Here is an 18,644-nt window from a genome sequence, read left to right on the forward strand (position 1 = left end):
GGTGGTGTCATTGCTTCCCCTTGCTTTTGGTCATTGCTGGTGATAGACTGCTTTCCGGGCGTGGTGGGGTTCCCCTCCAAAATCGCCGAGGGGGTAAAACGAGCGCGTCCTCTGCCGCCGATTCGGCAAGCGTCTGGCAACAGATAAGCACACAGCCAAAGGGCGAGAGGAAAGGCAAGCATTCTCCGACTCCTCTGCGTGAGCAGAAGCAGGAGATAGAGGCCGTGAGCAGTTCGGCCAGTACGGGTAACGTGTGTTTGGTTGATTCAGCCTGGGGCGCTGATGACCACTGCATTCGTACCAACAAGGCAATGGTTATCCATTGTTGAGAAACTGTATACTCTTGATTCTGGAGGGATCAACGGCTGTACATGTGGCTTCCGTCCCCCAGTTTATTCATCCAAATACAAATAGTATAAAGGCAAATCAGTGCATGTCATCATACAACGACCCCGGCGTTTCCGGCGCAGAGGGTGGATCGTCATCGCCATACTTTTGTTGGCGGTGATCCTGATTGGGGCAGCAGGAGCGGTCAGCGCCAGCCTCCAGGCTCAGGGGCAGCCACACTACCAATCAGCAGTGGGAACACCGATCTTCTTACCTTCCCCAACACACAGCGCCAACGGCGCACACACAGGCTCAGGCGCCAATCTGTCCCTGCCTTCTCCCATCATTGGCCCGGCAAGCAATGGCCTGCCGCCAAGCCTGCCAACCAGAAGCGGGATGATCTATGCCAATAGAAATGGGGTCTACCTGCTGAGAGCCAACGTTGCTCTCCCCGAAAAACTCAACACACCTGGCTATTCGGCGCTTGTCCCGCCGCTCCTGACCAGCAAGGGCCAGCTACTCTATGCGGGAAACGGCCTTTATCTCCTCGATCTCTTCAGGTTCTTCGAAGGAGAAACGACGACACCGCTTCAGATTGCCAACATTGATACGCAGAAACAGGTCATCGCTTCGATGGCGATGAGCGCCGATGGGCAGGAGATATTCTGGAGTGTCGAGCCACATAATGGCAGCGGCGCTATCTCGCTTTATGAGGCTGCGCTGACAGCAGCGGGCAGCGTGTCGCCCACCTTGCTCTATGAGCAGCCTGCGAATACCTGCCCCTGCTATATGATCTTTGGACTCTCAAGAGCCGACATACATGGAGCAGCTTCCTTGCTCTTAACGGATAATCTAGGGACACCCGCTGACCAGGGAACGGGGCTGTGGGCCTTTAATCAGGACCAGCAGCAGGTAGGCCAGGAGATGCTGGCCGAAGACCAGGGCCAGGCGCCTCTGGCGCTTTCTCCAGATCACACGCTTCTGGCCTTCGCTCCGACCACCGGCGTCGTTCCAGAACCAACCGATAACAGCGTACCAGCCCAGATTGGAAGTCAACCCTATGGAAACAGTCTATCAGTGGTGGGCTGGAATGGAAGCGGGACCGGCAATCCAGTGATGATTGTTCCACCTCAAACCAACGTCCACAGCTTCTCAGCGTATCATTGGATTACGACGCCGATCATTTCATCTGATAACAAATCGCTTGCGTATATCCAGTTCTCCTCAGACGATACCGGCCCCTATGACCGGCATAGCGCGCTCTATGTTGCTGACACGAAGGGGAATAGCCCGCCAACGGTGGTGGCGAACTTCAGCGCGCGCCTGGTGGAACTGGGAGGCTGGCTCGATAATCATACCCTCCTGCTGTACGCCGACAACGGCATCTATGCTATGGATACCCAGACAGCCGCCATTTCATTACTGGCAGTGGTCAATGGATACAGTAATATCATCGGGCTTGTTCACATACCGGCTACTCCACCGGGCGGCTCCCATTGCGCCCTCCAATGTACCCCATAGCGCCTTCTTCACCATAAGGAGCGCAGACGAGCGGCGCGCCCATCCGCTGCGCCGCTCGTCTCAAGAACGCTGCGCCTCTCGCCTGATAACTTGCTCGATTCCCGCTGCGTCAACTCCTGGCCCAAAGCCCGGCTGTTTTTCTAACCAGAGCAAGTACTCTCGATTGCCATCCCGGCCAGCGATAGGTGAAGTGGTCAGCCCGCTCGGAAAGAGCGGTGGGGTCTGCGCTGGCGCCCAGTCGCACAGCGTCAGCAGCACACGGCGGCGTACCTGTGGGTCGCTGATGACGCCTGCCCCCCGATCAGCCTCGGCCTTGCCAGCCTCAAACTGCGGTTTCACCAAGGCCACCATCCAGGCTGCCGGAGTCGTCAGCGCGGCTACACGCGGCAGCACAAGCCGCAGCGAAATAAATGAGACATCAATAACGGCGCACTGGACAGGTGCGGGCAGATGCTCCAGATAGCGAATATTCGTGCGCTCCATTACCACCACGCGCGGATCGTTGCGCAGTTCCCAGGCAAGCTGCCCCTGGCCGACATCCACCGCGTACACCAGGCGCGCCCCTCGCTGAAGCAGCACATCCGTAAAGCCGCCGGTGGAAGCGCCAACATCCAGGCAGGTCAACCCCGCCGGACTGAGGCCAAACGCATCGAGCGCGCGTTCCAGCTTCAGGCCGCCCCGGCTGGCGTAGCGTAATTCGCCCCGGCTATCGCGCACCTCGCAGAGCGTATCTACGGACACCAGTGTACCCGCCTTATCAATCACCCGCCCGCCAACCGTCACGAGGCCCGCCATAATCAGTGCTCTGGCTCGTTCGCGGCTGGGCGCCAGCCCGCGCTGGACCAACAACTGGTCCACCCGTTCTTTTCTGCTTGCAGCCATCGCGTCCTCCTCCCTGTTCAGAGTAGCATATGATTCATCTCGGATGCTGGCGCTTCCAAATTATAAACAGACCAGCGCGACCGGCATTCCTCTTGACCCACGCTGTCTGACTGACTATACTCTTAGGTGTTCCTCCGCGTATATCGTTCGCCGTCGAATTCAGGAGGTCGTCCCCATGACTGTTTCCATCAACATCCCTCAGATCGTTCTCCCCGACACCTACAACGCAGCCTCCACGTTCCTGGATCGCAATGTAGAAGAGGGGCGTGGCGAGCGTATCGCCGTCTACTACGAAGACCAGGGCTGGACCTATCGCCAGTTGCAGGCGCTGGCAAATCGCATCGGCAATAGCCTGGACAATCTCGGCATGGAGAGGGAACAGCGCGTGGCCCTGCTGCTGCTGGATTCTCCCCAGCTTGCTGCGGCGTTTTTGGGGGCCATCAAGCTTGGCGCGGTTCCCATCCCCATGAACACATCGCTGCGCCCGGCTGATTATGTCTATATCCTCAATGACAGCCGGGCAAAGGCGCTGCTAGTAGACGCGGCCCTCTGGCCGCAGATAGCGGGCGTTCGCAGCCAGCTCCAACACCTGCGCCATATCGTCGTCATTGGGCGCAGCAAGCTGGATGCAGGCGAAGAACAGGTCGGCTTGCTCGACTTCGACGAGTGGGTTGCGGGCGCTTCCGATGCGCTGGCTGCGGCCCCCACCAGCAAAGATGACACCGCTTTCTGGTTGTACAGTTCCGGCAGCACCGGCTTCCCCAAAGGCTGTGTTCATCTCCAGCACGATATGATCCTCTGCACCGAACTGTATGCACGCCCTTTCCTGAATATCACCAAAGATGACATCACCTTTTCAGGGGCCAAACTCTACTTTGCCTATGGGCTGGGCAACAACCTGTATTTCCCTTTCGCCGAAGGCGCTGCCGCCGTCTATTATGCGGGCCGACCAATCGGCGAAGACCTCCTCAAAGTCATTGATCGCTATCACCCAACCATCTTCTATGCCGTGCCCACTCAGTACGCCTCGATGCTGGCAATCCCCGACGCCGGAAAGCGCTTTGATTGCTCGTCGCTGCGGGTCTGTGTCTCCGCCGGAGAGCCGCTGCCAGCCGATTTCTACCGGCGCTGGAAAGAGCGCTTTGGCGTTGAGATTCTCGACGGCATTGGCAGCACCGAAATCTGCCACATCTTTATCTCCAACCGCCAGGGCGAGGTGCGGCCAGGCAGTTCGGGTAAACTTGTACCCGGCTACGAGGCGAAGATCGTTGATGAGCAGGGCCAGCCAGTCCCGCAAGGAGACATCGGCAACCTCTTGATTAAAGGTGACAGCACCTGCGCCTACTACTGGAACAAGCACGAAAAGACGAAGCAGACCATCCAGGGCGAATGGATTCAGACCGGCGATAAATACTACCAGGATGAAGACGGCTTTTTTTGGTATTGTGGCCGGTCAGATGATATGCTAAAAGTGGGTGGGCAGTGGGTCTCGCCAGTGGAGGTCGAGTCGGCCCTGGTGATGCACCCGGCAGTACTGGAGGCAGCCGTCGTGGGCCATGCCGATGCCGACGGACTCATCAAACCGAAAGCCTACGTCGTCCTTCAGCAAGGGCAGACGGCAAGCGATGCGCTGATTGACGAATTGAAAGCGTTTGTGAAAGATCGGCTGGCAGCCTTCAAGTATCCACGCTGGATCGAATGCGTGGCAGAACTGCCCAAGACCGCTACTGGCAAGATTCAGCGTTATAAGTTGCGCGAGCAGGCATAGGAGCGAAAGCATCCACGCGCCTTGTGAAGAGATCGCGTTCTGGCGGTTGTCTCCACAAGGCGCGTGACATCACGCACATGGGCAAAGAGGTATTGGATCAGGCGCGCGCGCTTGATGCTGTCGAAGCCAATTGGTGCGCCGCCTGGATGACCCTTGGCACAATTGAAGAACCCCCGCGCTCGCTGGTGGAAGACACCAGCGAGTGGGTGCGCATCATCACCCCTGAAGGGCCAGAGCTGCTGTTGAATAATATCTTGCGCTTTCACCCTGCTGGCCCGGTCACTGCCCAGGCTGTGGAGCGAGCGATTGCGCCCTATCGCAGATACCATCTGCCGTTTCAGTGGTGGCTCACGCCGAATGGCAATCCCCCCGGGCTGGCAGGCGAGTTACGGAGGCTGGGCATGTATCCCTGGGGCACCGCCAAGGCGATGGCGTTACCGCTGCAAGGCTGGGAGCCTTCGGCAAACGTTTGCCTGCACCGCCAGGTGACGGTGCGGCGCGTGCCTCTGGATGACGAGGAGGGCCGCTGGCGCGCCCTGCATGTGATCTGCACTGTGTTTGGCGTTCCTCATGGGCCGATGGGGCGCTGGTGCAGCGTCAATCCTCGCTTCCATATCTATCTGGCGGAATTGGACGGCCAGCCAGCCGCCGCGATGGCTCTTTTGCTCGCAGGTGAGGTAGCGGGCTTATATCATGTCGCCACGCTCAGCGCCTATCGCCGACAGGGCATTGCAGCGCGCATGATCGTTCAGGGACTACAAGAAGCGCGAGAACAGGGCGCGCGGCTGGCCGTACTGACCGCCACGCCAGAGGGAGAGCATCTTTATAAGTCGCTCGGCTACGAACCCTGTGGAGTAATTGAACAATGGACGCCTGGCGGCTCCCTGCTCTCCAAGCTTTACTACGGCTAATCTACGCTGAATACTTAAGGACGGCGCTGCAAACGCCGTAAAGGCTATGAATACACCATTCGATCCGAACACACCTGCTCCCGGCACACCGCCAACACCAGCAGCGCCTTCGTTCACAACGCACCGGGTAGACATCCAGGAAACAGCCTATACGGCCCGGATCAGCATCAATCCGCCGCTGGATGTTTCCGCTCTGGCTGAACTGGCCCACCTGCTCGATACCTGGAACGCGCCACCCGGCCTCAAATCGCTGGCGCTGGACCTCACGCCCTGCGGAAGCGGCGCCAACGCCGCAAACATTGAGGGCGTGGGCAGCAAAGGGTTGCTCGAAGGGCGGCAGGGACGTGTGCGCGAGCGCGCCCTCACGGTGGCACAAGAACGGGCGCTGGCCGCTTTGCAGCGCATCCGCGCGCCCATTTTGGGAATTGCGGCTGGGACAATCGCGCCCCTGGGCTGCATCTTGCTTTCGGCTTGTGATCTGCTGTTGGCGGCTGAAGATACCTGCTTTGTACGCGAGGGCGGCGCTGGTCTCGCCTATCATGCCGCCCCAGCCCGCTCAGGCACAATCGGCGCAGTATCGGAGCGCATCAGCGCCCATCAAGCCTATCGTCAGGGCATAGTGAGCTGGCTGGTTCCAACCGGCCAACTGCGCGCGGAAACAGACCGCATTCTGGCGCTGCTGCTCGATAAGAGCGCCGCAGCCCTTGCGCTGGCAAAGCGCGCCTTTCTCCTGGGGGTAGCCCAACCAACAGAACCAGAGCAGGCGCTGGAAAAGATCGGCGAACTTTATCTGCGTGAACTGATGGCGACAGCCGACGCACTGGAAGGACTCAACGCCTTTCTGGAGAAACGGCCTCCCATCTGGCAAGAGAAATGACAGGAGGGAACATGCCTGGCAACAAACTGATGTCTCTGCGCGAAGCGGTTGAGCGCTTCGTGCCAGATGGCGCGTCGGTAGCGTTAGGGCTGGCGCTGGAGGCGCTGATCCCCTTTGCCGCCGGACACGAGATTATTCGCCAGCGGCGGTGTGATCTGACTCTGATCGGCCCCATCTCTGATATGCTCTTTGACCAGATGATCGGCGCGGGCTGCGTGCGCAAAGTTCAGGCCGCCTGGGTCGGCAACGTCAGCGAAGGGCTGGCGCATAACTACCGGCGCGCCGCCGAGCAGAGCATTCCCCACCCGCTCATCATTGAAGAACACAGCAATTTCAGCATCGCGCTAAGTCTGCTGGCGGCTGGCCTGGGCGCGCCATACCTTCCCACCAGAACATTGCTGGGCAGCGATATACCGCGTCAGAATCCCACCTTCCGACAGGGAACCGACCCCTGGACCAATGAGCCGCTGCTGCTGGTTCCGGCTATCCGGCCAGACATTGCTATTCTCCAGGTCCAGCGCGCCGATAGCGAAGGGAACGCCCACGTCTGGGGCTGCCTGGGCATCTGCGAGGAAGCAGCGATGGCCGCCCAGGGTATTATTCTGGTCGCCGAGGAGATTGTTTCGCCTGAAACAATCTTCAGCGATCCGAATCGTGTCCTGACGCCTGCGGTGAAGGCGCTGGCAGTGGTCCATGAGCCTGGCGGCGCGCACCCCGCGCCTGTGCAGGGCTATTATAACCGCGATCACGGCGCCTTCCGCGAATACCACACCAGGACGCGCAGCCTGGAAGGCTTTGAGCAGTGGCTCGCTGAATGGGTAACTGGCATCGCCAACCGCCAGGAGTATCTGGCGCATCTCGGCGCAGAGCGATGGCAAAGCCTGGCCGTCAAAGAGCATCGCTATGCCGCGCCGACGGATTACGGATACTGAGCAACGAACAGAGGAGCCGCTGCATGCCTGAGTATACCCCCCAGGAATTGATGGTCGTCTGCGCCGCGCGCGAGATTCACGATGGCGAAGTCGTGTTTGTGGGGATGCGCCTGCCCTTGCTGGCGTTCGCATTGGCGAAGCGAACTCACGCACCTGGCGCCATTGGACTCTTTGAAAACGGGTTGATGCGCGACAGCCCTTCCGCTGAACTGCTCTATACGATGGGTGACGCGCCCAACATCCTGGGCGCGCAATGGGCCACGCGCATGCTCAACATCATGGGATTGCTGGCGCAGGGCCGGGCAGATTTGGGATTCATTGGAGGCGCGGAAATAGATCGCTTTGGCAACCTCAACACCTCGCGCATTGGCGATTGGCAGCGCCCGTCAGTCAAGCTGCCCGGCAGCGGCGGCGGCGCCGACATCGCTTCGCTGGCGGGGAGGCTGGCCGTCATCCTGGCGCACGATAAGCGCCGTTTCCGCGAGCGTGTGGATTTTATTACCAGTTCCGGCTATGGCGAGGGCGAAAACTGGCGGCAGCGTGTCGGCTTGCCGCGCGGCGGACCCAGCGCCGTCATCACCACGCTGGGTGTGCTGGGCTTTGATGCTGAAACCGGGGAAGCCTTTTTGCGATCCTATCATCCCTTCACCAGCGCCGACGAAGTACAGGCGAATACTGGCTGGGCGCTGCGCTGCTCGCCTGAACTTGCGCCAACGCCCGCGCCTACCGCTGATGAACTCAGGATTATCCGCGAATGCGACCCACAGGGCTTCTGGACCCGTTAGAAACAAGCGAAGCAACACCCCAGGAGAAGGGGCGTGTGTTTCTTTGCACGCCTCTTCTCCTGCTTAGCCGATGCTCAGCGGCCACGCGCGCGACGAACGCGCAGGGCAGCAGTGACGCCGCCAGCGATGAAGACTAGCGAGAGCAAAGCAACCAGCAGAAACGCCGACGTGCCGCCACTTTCCACATCGCTCTGTGGGCCACTCCCTGGGCCACCGCCAGTATTCGGCCCTTTGCATGGAACACTGCCAGTTGGCGTCCCATTGCAGGGAGGCAGCGTAGGTGTTACATCGTTAGAGGGGGGGGTGGGTGAAGGAGTCACAGACGGCGTGGTGGGCGTAGGTGTCGGCGTCACAACAGCCGTCGTCGGTGTCGGGGTGGGCGTACTTATCTGACCCTGGGGACCACCACCTGGGGTCGCAGTTGCCTCGGCAATTGTGCCAGGCGTACCATTAGCCACAGCCACCAGAACGAAACAGCACGAGAGCAGCAAACCGGCAACAATAATAAAGATAACCGTAAGGTTGCGTACTCCGCCATGACCGCCGAAAACTCGCGCGATCCGCCTACAAAACTGCCTTATCATGACGACCTCCAATAAATCCTCTTATCAGGCAAAGCCAATAGCATCAGCCCTATACCATACGACCTGTAAGTATAAAAGTGGCTCCTCCTCTGATGATCCCCAAGCCCGCTTAGTATAACGCAGCCTTTTAGAAAAAGCTAGCCCCTCTGGCGTCTTTTTCTGTGCTGGCCGATCCTATCGTCTCATCAGCGGGGCCGCCTGTCGCCTCTTGTGTGCTATAATGACAGAGAATTGATGGGGAACTGGCTGCGACAACCGCCTCTTCCCATTCGTTGATAGAGCGTGAGCAAGGGTAAAGGTTCTCACGCTGCGGGCCTGCTCAAAATAATACTGCTTCTCTATAATCAAACAACGAGCGAAACGCCAAATCGTCGCGCTGCTGCACGAAATAAAGGGGTGATTGGCGCCAATGAGCATTATCACAAAGATTATGGGTGATCCGAACGAGCGCGAGCTGAAGAAAATCCGACCCATCGTTGTCCGCATCAACGACCTGGAGCCGGAGATAGAGAAGCTGAGCGACGAGGATTTGCGTGCCAAAACCGCTGAGTTCCGTCAATTGATTGACGCTGCTGTTGAAGATGCCGAGGATGATGAGGAGCGCGAAAAGCAGCGCGATGAGATCCTCGAAGAATTACTCCCGGAGGCGTTTGCTGTCGTGCGTGAAGCGAGCAGGCGCACCATCGGCCTGCGCCATTACGATGTGCAGATGATTGGCGGCTTCGTTCTCCACCAGGGCAAGATCGCCGAAATGCGCACTGGCGAAGGCAAAACGCTGGTCGCCACGCTGCCATCCTATCTGAACGCCCTGCCGGGCCTGGGCGTGCATGTGGTCACGGTCAACGACTACCTCGCCAAACGCGACCGCGAATGGATGGGGCGCATCCACGAGTTTCTAGGGCTAAAGGTTGGCGTCATTCTGACCACGCAGAACCCCCAGGGGCCAGAACGCCGCGAAGCCTATCAGGCCGATATTTCTTACGGTACCAACAACGAGTTTGGCTTCGATTATCTGCGCGACAATATGTCGCCCGATCTGGTCTACTGCGCCCAGCGCCCGCTCAATTACGCTATTGTAGACGAGGTAGACAACATCCTGATTGACGAGGCGCGCACCCCGCTGATCATCTCAGGGCAGGCCGAAGAATCTGCCGAGATGTACGCCAGATTCGCCAGGCTGGTTCCGCGCCTGAAAGAAGAGGACGATTATCTCGTTGATGCCAAGTCACATACGGTTGCCATCCTCGACGCTGGTATTGAAAAGATGGAGCGCGTGCTGGGCGTCAAAAATATTTATGCCGATATGCACCTGACGCGCTATCTGGACAACGCCCTCAAAGCCCACGCGCTCTTCAAGCGCGATAAGGACTATATCGTCAGAGATGGCGAAGTGATTATCGTTGATGAGTTTACAGGTCGCCTGATGATTGGCCGACGCTACAACGAAGGGCTGCACCAGGCTATCGAAGCCAAAGAAAACGTCAAGGTCCAGAACGAGAATCGCACGATTGCCACCGTCACCTTCCAGAACTATTTCCGCCTCTATAAGAAACTGGCAGGCATGACCGGCACAGCACTCACAGAGGCCGAAGAGTTCAACAAAATCTACAAACTGGATGTGATGGTCATTCCCACACACAAGCCAATGATCCGCGATGACATGGCCGACCTGATCTATAAGACGGAAGAGGGCAAGTTTGACTCCGTGGTCGAAGAGATCAAAGAGCGCCACGAAGCCGGGCAGCCGGTGCTGGTGGGTACAACCTCCGTCGAACTCTCGGAATACCTCGCGCAAAAGCTGAACCGCCAAGGCATCGAGCATAACATTCTGAACGCGAAGTTCCATGAAAAAGAGGCGCACATCATCGCCAATGCCGGGCGCAGCGGCGCTGTGACCATTGCCACTAACATGGCCGGTCGCGGCACCGACATCCTGCTGGGCGGCAATCCCGCCGAATTTGTCGAGAGCATCCTGCATGAGTGGGACATTGATCTGGAGATGGCAACCGAAGATGACCGCGCAGACGCGCTCGCAGAGGCCCAAAAACGCTGCGAAGAGGACCGCAAGCGCGTGCTGCGTGTCGAGCAGCTTCGCGCCTGCCAGACCGTCGAGCAGCATCTCAAAGACATCCTGGCCGAACGCAAGATCGGCCCGGACGAAACCACCAGCGAGCAGCGCCAGAAAGCCGAGGCCGACGCCCGCAAACGCTACGTCCGCTTTATGCGCGCGTGGGAAGACGATGTGCTGCGCGAAAAAGAGATTGACCCGGCGGAGGCCACCCCGGAACAGCGCAAGTCAGTCGCCAAAGAAGCCGACCGCCGCCGGGCCGAGCAGTACGAGCGCGAACTTACTATGTGCGGCCTACACATTATTGGCACAGAGCGCCACGAGGCGCGGCGCATTGACAATCAGTTGCGGGGCCGCTCTGGCCGCCAGGGCGACCCTGGCTCTTCGCGCTTCTATCTCTCTCTCCAAGATGAACTGATGCGCCGCTTTGGCACTGATCGCGTCTCTCGCCTGATGGATATTGTGGGCATGGATGACAGCATACCTATCGAAAGCCCACTGGCGAGCAAGTTCATCGAACAGGCGCAGACCAAAGTCGAAGGCTTCAACTTCGATATTCGCAAAAACGTGGTTGATTATGACGATGTGATCGCCAAGCAGCGCGAGGTCATCTACGCTGACCGGCGCGAGATTCTGGAACACGCCAACCTGCACCCCAAGATTCTGCAAATGATCGAAGCAGAGATCGAGCGCCTGGTGGGCATCCATACCCAGGCCAACGCCCCGGAAAACTGGGGGCTGGATGAATTGATTCAGGCGCTCAAGCCCTGGTTCGAGGTACCTGATGAGATATTCCCCGACAACCTCAACACCCTCAAGCGTCAAGACCTCACCGACAGTCTGATCGAACTGGCGCATCAGGCATATGAAGCCAAAGAGGAGAAGGTTCGCCAGGAATTCGCTGACGAAGGGGAAAACAAAGGCGACGAGATCATGCGCTCCGTTGAGCGGCAGTTCATGCTGCAAGTGGTAGACCGGCTCTGGATGGACCATATTGATGCGATTGACATCCTGCGCGCCGGCATTGGCCTGCGTGGGGTAGGGCAGCGCGATCCCAAAGTCGAGTTCCAGCGCGAAGCGTTCAAGATGTTTGATGATCTCAAGCTCGCCATCCAGCACGACATCGGCGATCAGATGATGCGCGTTCAGATTACGCGGAAAATTGAGGAGCAGCCCAGGCCCAGAGCTTTGCCACGCAATATGCGCACGAATCTGGAGCAGATCGCCGCCGCCAGCGGCCAGGCAAAATCAGACAGCGTGAGCGGCGTCCGCGCGCCGAAAATGCTCCCCCCGCCCTCTGGCAACGGGCATGGCAAAGTGAACGGGAACACGAAAGCAGGCCAGGCCACCAACGGCCACAAGGGCCAGGCTCCAGCCGCCGCAGCCCGCGCACAGGGGCCGCAGCCCAGGCCGAAGCAGCAGCCAACTTTTGCCGGAGCGCGCGGCCCACATCCCGCGCAAAAAGCCGGGGCCAGGCCAGCGGGCAAAGCTAACACGCCTCCCGTAGACCCGCGTCGCATTGGCCGCAACGATCCCTGCTATTGTGGCAGCGGCAAAAAATACAAGCTCTGTCATGGCAAGTGATTCATCGGGCAAACAATGAGCGCATTGCGCGTAGCGCCGCTGTCCCAGACGGACAGCGGGCGGCTCGGTTAAAGCTCACTCATGTTGTAAAAGCCCTTGCCGTTCTTCTTGCCATAGCGCCCGGCCAGCACCATCCGCTTGAGCAGCGGCGGTGGCGCGTAGATCGCGTCCTTGAACTCATCGTAGATGGCCTGGGCCGCGTAGAGCGTGGTATCCAGCCCCACGTAATCGAGCAGCTCAAACGGCCCCATTGGATAGCCGCAGCCCAGCTTCATACTGGTATCAATGTCCTCCATCGTCGCAAAGCCCTGCTCATACATGCGCACCGCCGCCAGCATGTAAGGAATCAGCAGAAAGTTGACGATGAAACCCGCGCGATCTTTGGCAACCACAGGCGTCTTGCCCAGCGAGCGAGCAAAGCCTTTCAGCATCTCAACCGTCTCTTCGCTGGTGGCAATCGTGCGCACCACTTCTACCAGCTTCATCACCGGCGCGGGATTAAAGAAGTGCAGGCCCGCAATCTTATCCTGGCGATTGGTCACAGCCGCCATCTCCGTGATCGTCAGTGAAGAGGTATTCGTAGCAATGATGGCTTCGGGCCGCAAGAGGCGATCAAGCTGGGGGAAGAGCTTGCGCTTCTCATCCATATTCTCGATAATCGCCTCGATCACCAGATCACAGTCGCGGAAATCTTCCAAGCTCAGCGTTCCGCGCAGGCGATCCCGCGCCTCCTGCGCCTGTCCCTCGCTCAACTTCTGCTTATCCACCAGCATACTCCATGCGCCATGAATGCGCGCCAGCCCTTTATCGAGCAGTTGCTGATTTACCTCATGCACCAGCGTCATGTAGCCCGACTGGGCACAGGTCTGGGCAATGCCGCTGCCCATCAAACCGCATCCCACGACCCCGACACGTTTAATCTCTATCGCCATCGTCGCCATCTCCTTCGTGCTGCGCCCTTGCCGTTTGGCCGGGTCGGCTTTCATCAGTATTGTATTCCTGGGCAAACTCCCGCCACTTCTGAAGCAGCGACTCAATCTTGGGCCGCCCATTGACCCGCCGTTCATCAGACGGACGCCAGGCGTCCTGTGTCGCTGTTGCCTCTTTGCGCAGCGCCCCCAGGAACGAGAAATAGCGTACCTCTTCGGGTAGAAAAAGCTGACCTTCTCCCACTCGTTGCTCAAAATAGAAATACTGGCCCTGCTGCGCGTGCCACTCGCGTAGATCCTCCTGGTTGGGAGCAGGATGGGGATGATATGCAGAGAGATCAAGTTGAATTGGCCCAAAGGGAAAACAATGCAGGTGCGCGTGATAAACCGTCTGACGAAAGATGCCATGCTCAAAAAAAACTGGCGGGCGATACGTCTGGCTCAAAAACTCGGCAACCCTGGCCTTCATCCACAAAAACTCCTCCTCCAGTTCCGGGATCAACGCGCCATAACAGCTATAATGCTCCTTCGGGACCAGCAGGATATGTCCCTCGATCAAGGGCGCGTGATCGGCAAGCAGAAAGAACGATTGGCTCTCAGTCAGGATATTATGGAGGTCTTGACGGACACAAAACGCACAATCTTCGCGGGGACGCGGTGCATCAAGCGCGGGTTGTTGCTCCAAACCCATGAATTGGTTCCTCGAAACGTGGCCTCTGCCCGCGCCTACCTGGATACATGGTTGCGCGGAACGCAGGGAGATTTCCGCTATCTCTTGTTAGTATACAAGGGGAAGCCGCATCAGTGCAACCGCCAGCGGAGTTGCACTGAAGCTGCCGGTGAAACAGCAAGGCAGGCGGCATCTTGACACCCATATCACAATAGCGTATTATACATGAGAGCCAGCCACCGTGACTCATCAACCTATTGGGGCGTGGCCAAGCGGTAAGGCAGCGGACTTTGGATCCGCGATCCCAGGTTCGAATCCTGGCGCCCCAGCCCCTACAGATTTTTCCTGGGCTATTTCCTGAGAGGCGCAACTGCGATCATGAGAGGATTTGCTGCACTGGTGCTGGCAGCCGGGAAAGGGACGCGAATGCGATCCCGGTTGCCCAAAGTGCTTCACCCCCTGGCCGGTCGCCCGCTTCTGGAGCATACGCTGACCGCTATAGAGGGATTGGCGACCAATTCTGAAACCTCTGCGCCCGGCGAAGCGTCAGATGACCCTCCGCCAATAGTAGTGGTTGTCAGTCAGGATGCTGACTCCATTCGCAGCGCCTTTGCTGGCCGCTGCCTCTTTGCCACCCAGAGCGCCCAACTTGGCACCGCCGACGCCGTACTGGCCGCACAACCAACGCTCTCCTCGCTCTCGCCATCGCCTGCGTATACGCTGATTCTGCCAGGCGACGCGCCGCTGCTGACCACAAAAATGCTGCGGTCATTGCTCGAAGCTTTTCGCCAGAGCGACAGCCCGCTCGCCCTTGTCAGCGCCCAGGCTCCAGACCCAACCGGCTACGGGCGCGTGGTCCGCGATGAGCGCGGGCGTATCTGTGCGGTTGTTGAGGAGAAGGACACCAGCGATTGGCAGCGCGCGATTACGGAAGTGAATACCTCGCACTATTGCATCAGGACCGACTGGCTCTGGGAACATCTGCCGCACGTCCAGCGTAACGCCATCAGCGGCGAGTACTATCTCGTCGATCTGGTCGAGATGGCAGCGAAGCAAGGCTATACCATCCCCACCGTCAGCGCGCCGCTGGATGAGGTGATGGGCGTCAATGATCGGGTACAGCTTGCCCAGGCAGAAAGCTTGGTGCGCCGCCGCATCCTGGAGCGGCTGATGCTGAGCGGTGTCACCATTATCGATCCCGCCAGCACGTTTATTGCCGCCAGTGTCAAGATCGGCCAGGATACTGTCATCCACCCCTTCACGACGATCAGCGGCAGCGCCACCATTGGCAGCGAGTGCGTCATTGGCCCGCACAGCGTCATCAGAGACAGCCAGATTGGTAATCAGTGTGAGATCGTTGGTTCCTGGCTGGAAGAGGCAACTCTGGAAGCAAACGTCCATGTTGGGCCGATGAGTCACCTCCGGCCAGGGGCGCATCTCGCCACCAATGTACATCTGGGGAATTACGCCGAGGTCAAAAAGTCTTTTATCGGCGCGGGTACGCAGATGCACCATTTCAGCTATATGGGCGATGCGACCGTTGGGGAAAACGTCAACATCGGCGCAGGGGCGATCACTTGCAATTATGACGGCACGCCGATTAAGAAGAAAACCTTGATTGAAGATGGCGCCTCCGTCGGCAGCGATACCTTGTTTATCGCTCCCGTCACTATGGGACAAGGCGCCACAACGGGCGCGGGCGCTGTCGTCAACCATGATGTCGCGCCAGGCACGCTCGTGGTTGGCATGCCTGCCCGCCCGATTCGTCGTGTACACACGAAGCAGGAAGGAGAATCAACGCCGCCGACTCCGCCCGACGCGCCAGCGCGTGGAGAGGGAGAGGAGTAAGCGATCTCTATGGATAGTAGTGGTTCATCTAGTCCGTTAGCACTTCTTTTTACTGTCTACAGCGCCCTGAGCGCCCATCACAGTCTGGCGCCCCTTGCGTCATTGGCCGCTTCCTCCCAGGATACCAGCGCAGCCATTTCCGGGTTTACTGCCGCCGAATGGTTCCAGCTTTTGGGGATCATCATCGCGCTGATCCTATCGGCCTGTTCATCAGCCGCCGAAACGGCGCTTACCTCGGTCAGCCGCATCAAAATCAAAAATATGGTGGCAGAGGGAGATATGACGGCCCAGAGGATTGAGCGGCTGCTGGCCGAACCCAACAAGTTCCTCACCACCATTCTGGTAGTAAACAACGTGGCGGTAATCGTGGCCGCGACGCTGGCAACGCTCCTGGCCCTCAGACTCTCCGCAAGCTGGGGGGAACTGCTCTCCACCCTCCTGATCGCGCTAATAGTGCTGATCTTCTGCGAGATTGCCCCCAAGACAGCCGCCATCCAGAACCCGGAGCGCTGGGCGCGGGTTCTGGTGAATCCTGTGCGCGGCGCGGCCTGGTTTCTATCTCCGGTCATCAGGTTTCTTGGCGCAATCACCTCGTCTCTGGTGCGCCTCTTTGGTGGGCGCGTCCGCCGACGTGGCCCCTTCGTCACCGAAGAAGAATTGCGCATGCTGGTGGCGGTGGGTGAAGAGGAAGGGGTTATCGAAGAAGAAGAGCGGGAGATGATTCACAGTATCTTCGAGTTAGGTGATCGCCCGGTGCGGGAAATCATGATACCGCGCATTGATATGGTCACGCTGGAGAGCGAAGACACGCTGGATGAGGCCGCCACACTTATCATGCAGGGTGGGCAATCGCGCATTCCGGTCTATGAAGATACCATTGATAATCTTATCGGTGTCCTCTACGCCAAAGACCTCCTACGCCACTTGCGTCAGGGCAACACCCAGGCAAAGGTACGCGATTTTGTGCGTCCGGCCTACTTTGTCCCTGAATCCAAGAAACTGGATGATCTGCTGCACGAGCTTCAGCATCAGCGCGTCCATATGGCGATTGTCGTTGATGAATATGGGTCCGTCGCCGGCCTTGTGACCATTGAAGACCTTGTAGAAGAGATTATTGGCGACATTCAGGACGAGTACGATAAAGAAGAGATTCTCTACGAGAGAATTGGTGATAACGAATATATCATTGATGCTAAGATCAGCATTGATGATTTCAATGAGGTTCTCGATACAAGGCTCACGGATGAAGATTACGATACACTGGGCGGCTTTGTCTATGCTCAACTGGATAAAGTACCCAGCGTAGGCGATGAGGTCTCATACCGAAACCTCGCCATGACGGTCCTTTCAACCAGGGGAAGACGTATCACCAAAGTGAAAGTCATCCGCCACGTAGAGGACCATCATCAGGCAGGCGAGGATGAGGCCGCAGCGCCGCCGCAGCACACAAACAACGGCACACCTCCCAACAACCGCAGTCACGCCGAGCGCGCCAGCACAGGCCACCAGCTAAGCGAATGAGCGCCCACATCTGCCTGGACAGGCTATGCTACAATACTACACAGAATGAAGCGTACTTTTAAGGAAGGACGAACAGTGATTACACTCTGCGATGCCAATGGCGGGCTGAGCCAGACTCAGCGCGCTCTGGCAGAAAGCGAGGGACGTTGGCCGCGCATCTGCGCCCTAGCCCGTGAAACCGAGCGGCAAAGCGAGGTGGGCCATGTGCTTTAGAGTTGCCATGCTCAGCCTGCATACCTCGCCGCTGGCGCCGCTTGGCAAGAGCGTAGAAGCCGGAGGCATGAACGTCTACGTTCGAGAATTGGCCCGCGAACTGGGCAAACGTGGTCTCATGGTTGATATTTTTACCCGCTGGACTGACCCGACTACTCCTCGCATCCTCCCCCTCAACGAACACGTTCGCGTGATACACATCAAGGCTGGCCCCATCGCCAGGCTCCCTAAAAACGACCTCTTCCAGCATATCCCAGAATTTGTGCGCCGGGTACAGCAGTTCGCCGAATGCGAGCGGCACGCCTATGACGTGATCCACAGCCATTATTGGCTTTCCGGCGTGGCCGGGATGCAGCTTGCCAAAACCTGGGACATTCCGCATATGACCATGTTCCACACCCTGGCGCGCTTGAAACAGCAGGCGCGCCCGGACGAACGGGAAACGCCCCTGCGCCTTGAATATGAAGGACGCATCATCGCCAGCGCAGACCGGATCGCCGTCGCCACGCCACACGAGCGCGATCAGATTGCGCGTATCTATGGTATCTGCCCGCAGCGGATGACCATCGTTCCCTGTGGGGTGGACCTGCGCCACTTCCAACCCCAGGACCGCCAGCAGGCCAGAGCCTCCCTGGGACTCAATGGTCAGCCAACGCTTTTATTTGTTGGGCGACCCGATCCGCTGAAGGGCGGCGAGATGCTCATTCAAGCAGCAGGGCTGCTGCAACAACCGGCAACAGTGGTCCTGGTTGGCGGCAACCTGGAGGACGACCCTGAATTAGACCGGCTGCGCGTGGTTGCCCGCGCGCAAGGCGTGGAAGCAGAGGTTCGCTTTCAAGGCGCTATCCCCCAGGAAGAACTGCCGCGCTTTTATAGCGCCGCCGATCTGCTGATTGTGCCATCCTATTATGAAAGTTTCGGCCTGGTTGCCGTAGAGAGCCTGGCCTGTGGAACCCCTGTCATCGCTACTAAAGTTGGGGGATTGCCTTATATCGTGCGCGATGGTGAGAACGGCTTCCTCATCCCCTGGCGCTGCGCTGGCCTCCTGGCCGAAAAGATCGACGCAGTGCTCAGCGATACCGACCTGCTCGAAGAACTGCGCGCCAGGGCGCGCTCATCAGTAATACGCTATAGCTGGCGCACTGTAGCCGCGCAGATTCGCCAGGTCTATGACCATCTGACTGTCGAGCGCCGTTCTGTCGGAGCCTGCTCATGCTTTTAGGA

At 58.5% G+C, this 18,644-nt stretch carries 15 protein-coding genes and 1 tRNA gene; 12 read left to right on the plus strand and 4 right to left on the minus strand.

The features are described from left to right. Positions 1-429: 429 nt before the first annotated feature. Entirely contained in the window at positions 430-1,848 is a 1,419-nt protein-coding gene (locus tag VH599_09530) for a hypothetical protein (GenBank protein ID HEY7348541.1), read from the plus strand. Between the two features lie 60 nt (positions 1,849-1,908). Here VH599_09530 and VH599_09535 read toward each other — a convergent pair whose 3' ends face one another. After that, a complete protein-coding gene (locus VH599_09535; protein ID HEY7348542.1) occupies positions 1,909-2,730 on the minus strand; it encodes a TlyA family RNA methyltransferase in 822 nt (273 codons plus the stop codon). Between the two features lie 175 nt (positions 2,731-2,905). On the opposite strand from VH599_09535, the gene VH599_09540 reads away from it, so the two are divergent. Genes VH599_09540 through VH599_09560 form a run of 5 tightly spaced genes read left to right on the plus strand, consistent with a single transcriptional unit; the run spans position 2,906 to position 8,003 of the window. Continuing rightward, positions 2,906-4,498: a benzoate-CoA ligase family protein gene (locus tag VH599_09540; GenBank protein ID HEY7348543.1), complete on the plus strand. Its 1,593-nt coding sequence runs from the start codon at positions 2,906-2,908 to the stop codon at positions 4,496-4,498. A 23-nt stretch (positions 4,499-4,521) separates the two neighbouring features. Further along, a complete protein-coding gene (locus tag VH599_09545) occupies positions 4,522-5,409 on the plus strand; it encodes a GNAT family N-acetyltransferase (GenBank protein HEY7348544.1) in 888 nt (295 codons plus the stop codon). Between the two features lie 46 nt (positions 5,410-5,455). Further along, a complete protein-coding gene (locus VH599_09550; protein HEY7348545.1) occupies positions 5,456-6,286 on the plus strand; it encodes an enoyl-CoA hydratase-related protein in 831 nt (276 codons plus the stop codon). Positions 6,287-6,297: 11 nt separating this feature from the next. Beyond that, a complete protein-coding gene (locus VH599_09555) occupies positions 6,298-7,218 on the plus strand; it encodes a CoA-transferase (protein HEY7348546.1) in 921 nt (306 codons plus the stop codon). A 23-nt stretch (positions 7,219-7,241) separates the two neighbouring features. Next, the gene (locus tag VH599_09560) at positions 7,242-8,003 is read left to right on the plus strand and encodes a CoA-transferase (GenBank protein ID HEY7348547.1); all 762 of its coding nucleotides are present in this window, start codon (positions 7,242-7,244) and stop codon (positions 8,001-8,003) included. A 74-nt stretch (positions 8,004-8,077) separates the two neighbouring features. Here the strand turns inward: VH599_09560 and VH599_09565 are convergent, their stop codons facing one another. Continuing rightward, positions 8,078-8,587: a hypothetical protein gene (locus VH599_09565; protein HEY7348548.1), complete on the minus strand. Its 510-nt coding sequence runs from the start codon at positions 8,585-8,587 to the stop codon at positions 8,078-8,080. Between the two features lie 409 nt (positions 8,588-8,996). On the opposite strand from VH599_09565, the gene secA reads away from it, so the two are divergent. Then, positions 8,997-12,239 (plus strand): preprotein translocase subunit SecA, encoded by a 3,243-nt coding sequence (secA, locus tag VH599_09570; GenBank protein ID HEY7348549.1) that lies wholly within the window; start codon positions 8,997-8,999, stop codon positions 12,237-12,239. 68 nt (positions 12,240-12,307) lie between these two features. Here secA and VH599_09575 read toward each other — a convergent pair whose 3' ends face one another. After that, on the minus strand, positions 12,308-13,171 hold the full coding sequence (locus VH599_09575) for a 3-hydroxybutyryl-CoA dehydrogenase (GenBank protein HEY7348550.1): 864 nt from the start codon (positions 13,169-13,171) through the stop codon (positions 12,308-12,310). Then, on the minus strand, positions 13,155-13,859 hold the full coding sequence (locus VH599_09580; protein ID HEY7348551.1) for an HIT domain-containing protein: 705 nt from the start codon (positions 13,857-13,859) through the stop codon (positions 13,155-13,157). The genes VH599_09575 and VH599_09580 overlap by 17 nt, the downstream gene beginning before the upstream one ends. 237 nt (positions 13,860-14,096) lie before the next feature. Here VH599_09580 and VH599_09585 point away from each other — a divergent pair. The 5 genes from VH599_09585 (at position 14,097) to VH599_09605 (ending at position 18,642) form a co-directional block, all read left to right on the plus strand. Beyond that, positions 14,097-14,167 (plus strand) — tRNA-Gln (locus VH599_09585). A gap of 49 nt (positions 14,168-14,216) precedes the next feature. Next, positions 14,217-15,686, plus strand: coding sequence for a bifunctional UDP-N-acetylglucosamine diphosphorylase/glucosamine-1-phosphate N-acetyltransferase GlmU (glmU, locus tag VH599_09590; protein HEY7348552.1), 1,470 nt, complete (start codon positions 14,217-14,219; stop codon positions 15,684-15,686). A 9-nt stretch (positions 15,687-15,695) separates the two neighbouring features. Further along, complete coding sequence (locus VH599_09595) at positions 15,696-17,207, plus strand: hemolysin family protein (protein ID HEY7348553.1); 1,512 nt, start codon at positions 15,696-15,698, stop codon at positions 17,205-17,207. Between the two features lie 75 nt (positions 17,208-17,282). Further along, positions 17,283-17,420, plus strand: coding sequence for a hypothetical protein (locus VH599_09600; protein HEY7348554.1), 138 nt, complete (start codon positions 17,283-17,285; stop codon positions 17,418-17,420). Next, positions 17,410-18,642, plus strand: coding sequence for a glycosyltransferase (locus VH599_09605; GenBank protein ID HEY7348555.1), 1,233 nt, complete (start codon positions 17,410-17,412; stop codon positions 18,640-18,642). The genes VH599_09600 and VH599_09605 overlap by 11 nt, the downstream gene beginning before the upstream one ends. Positions 18,643-18,644: the final 2 nt, after the last annotated feature.

Source organism: Ktedonobacterales bacterium (assembly GCA_036557285.1).
GTDB lineage: Bacteria > Chloroflexota > Ktedonobacteria > Ktedonobacterales > DATBGS01 > DATBHW01.

Excerpts from the sequence above, each read along its gene's own strand:
- secA (HEY7348549.1), top strand. The coding sequence starts at position 8,997 with ATGAGCATTATCACAAAGATTATGGGTGATCCGAACGAGCGCGAGCTG.
- VH599_09550 (HEY7348545.1), top strand. The coding sequence starts at position 5,456 with ATGAATACACCATTCGATCCGAACACACCTGCTCCCGGCACACCGCCA.
- VH599_09565 (HEY7348548.1), bottom strand. The coding sequence starts at position 8,587 with ATGATAAGGCAGTTTTGTAGGCGGATCGCGCGAGTTTTCGGCGGTCAT.
- VH599_09555 (HEY7348546.1), top strand. The coding sequence starts at position 6,298 with ATGCCTGGCAACAAACTGATGTCTCTGCGCGAAGCGGTTGAGCGCTTC.
- VH599_09605 (HEY7348555.1), top strand. The coding sequence starts at position 17,410 with ATGTGCTTTAGAGTTGCCATGCTCAGCCTGCATACCTCGCCGCTGGCG.
- glmU (HEY7348552.1), top strand. The coding sequence starts at position 14,217 with ATGAGAGGATTTGCTGCACTGGTGCTGGCAGCCGGGAAAGGGACGCGA.
- VH599_09560 (HEY7348547.1), top strand. The coding sequence starts at position 7,242 with ATGCCTGAGTATACCCCCCAGGAATTGATGGTCGTCTGCGCCGCGCGC.
- VH599_09540 (HEY7348543.1), top strand. The coding sequence starts at position 2,906 with ATGACTGTTTCCATCAACATCCCTCAGATCGTTCTCCCCGACACCTAC.
- VH599_09575 (HEY7348550.1), bottom strand. The coding sequence starts at position 13,171 with ATGGCGATAGAGATTAAACGTGTCGGGGTCGTGGGATGCGGTTTGATG.
- VH599_09535 (HEY7348542.1), bottom strand. The coding sequence starts at position 2,730 with ATGGCTGCAAGCAGAAAAGAACGGGTGGACCAGTTGTTGGTCCAGCGC.
- VH599_09595 (HEY7348553.1), top strand. The coding sequence starts at position 15,696 with ATGGATAGTAGTGGTTCATCTAGTCCGTTAGCACTTCTTTTTACTGTC.
- VH599_09580 (HEY7348551.1), bottom strand. The coding sequence starts at position 13,859 with ATGGGTTTGGAGCAACAACCCGCGCTTGATGCACCGCGTCCCCGCGAA.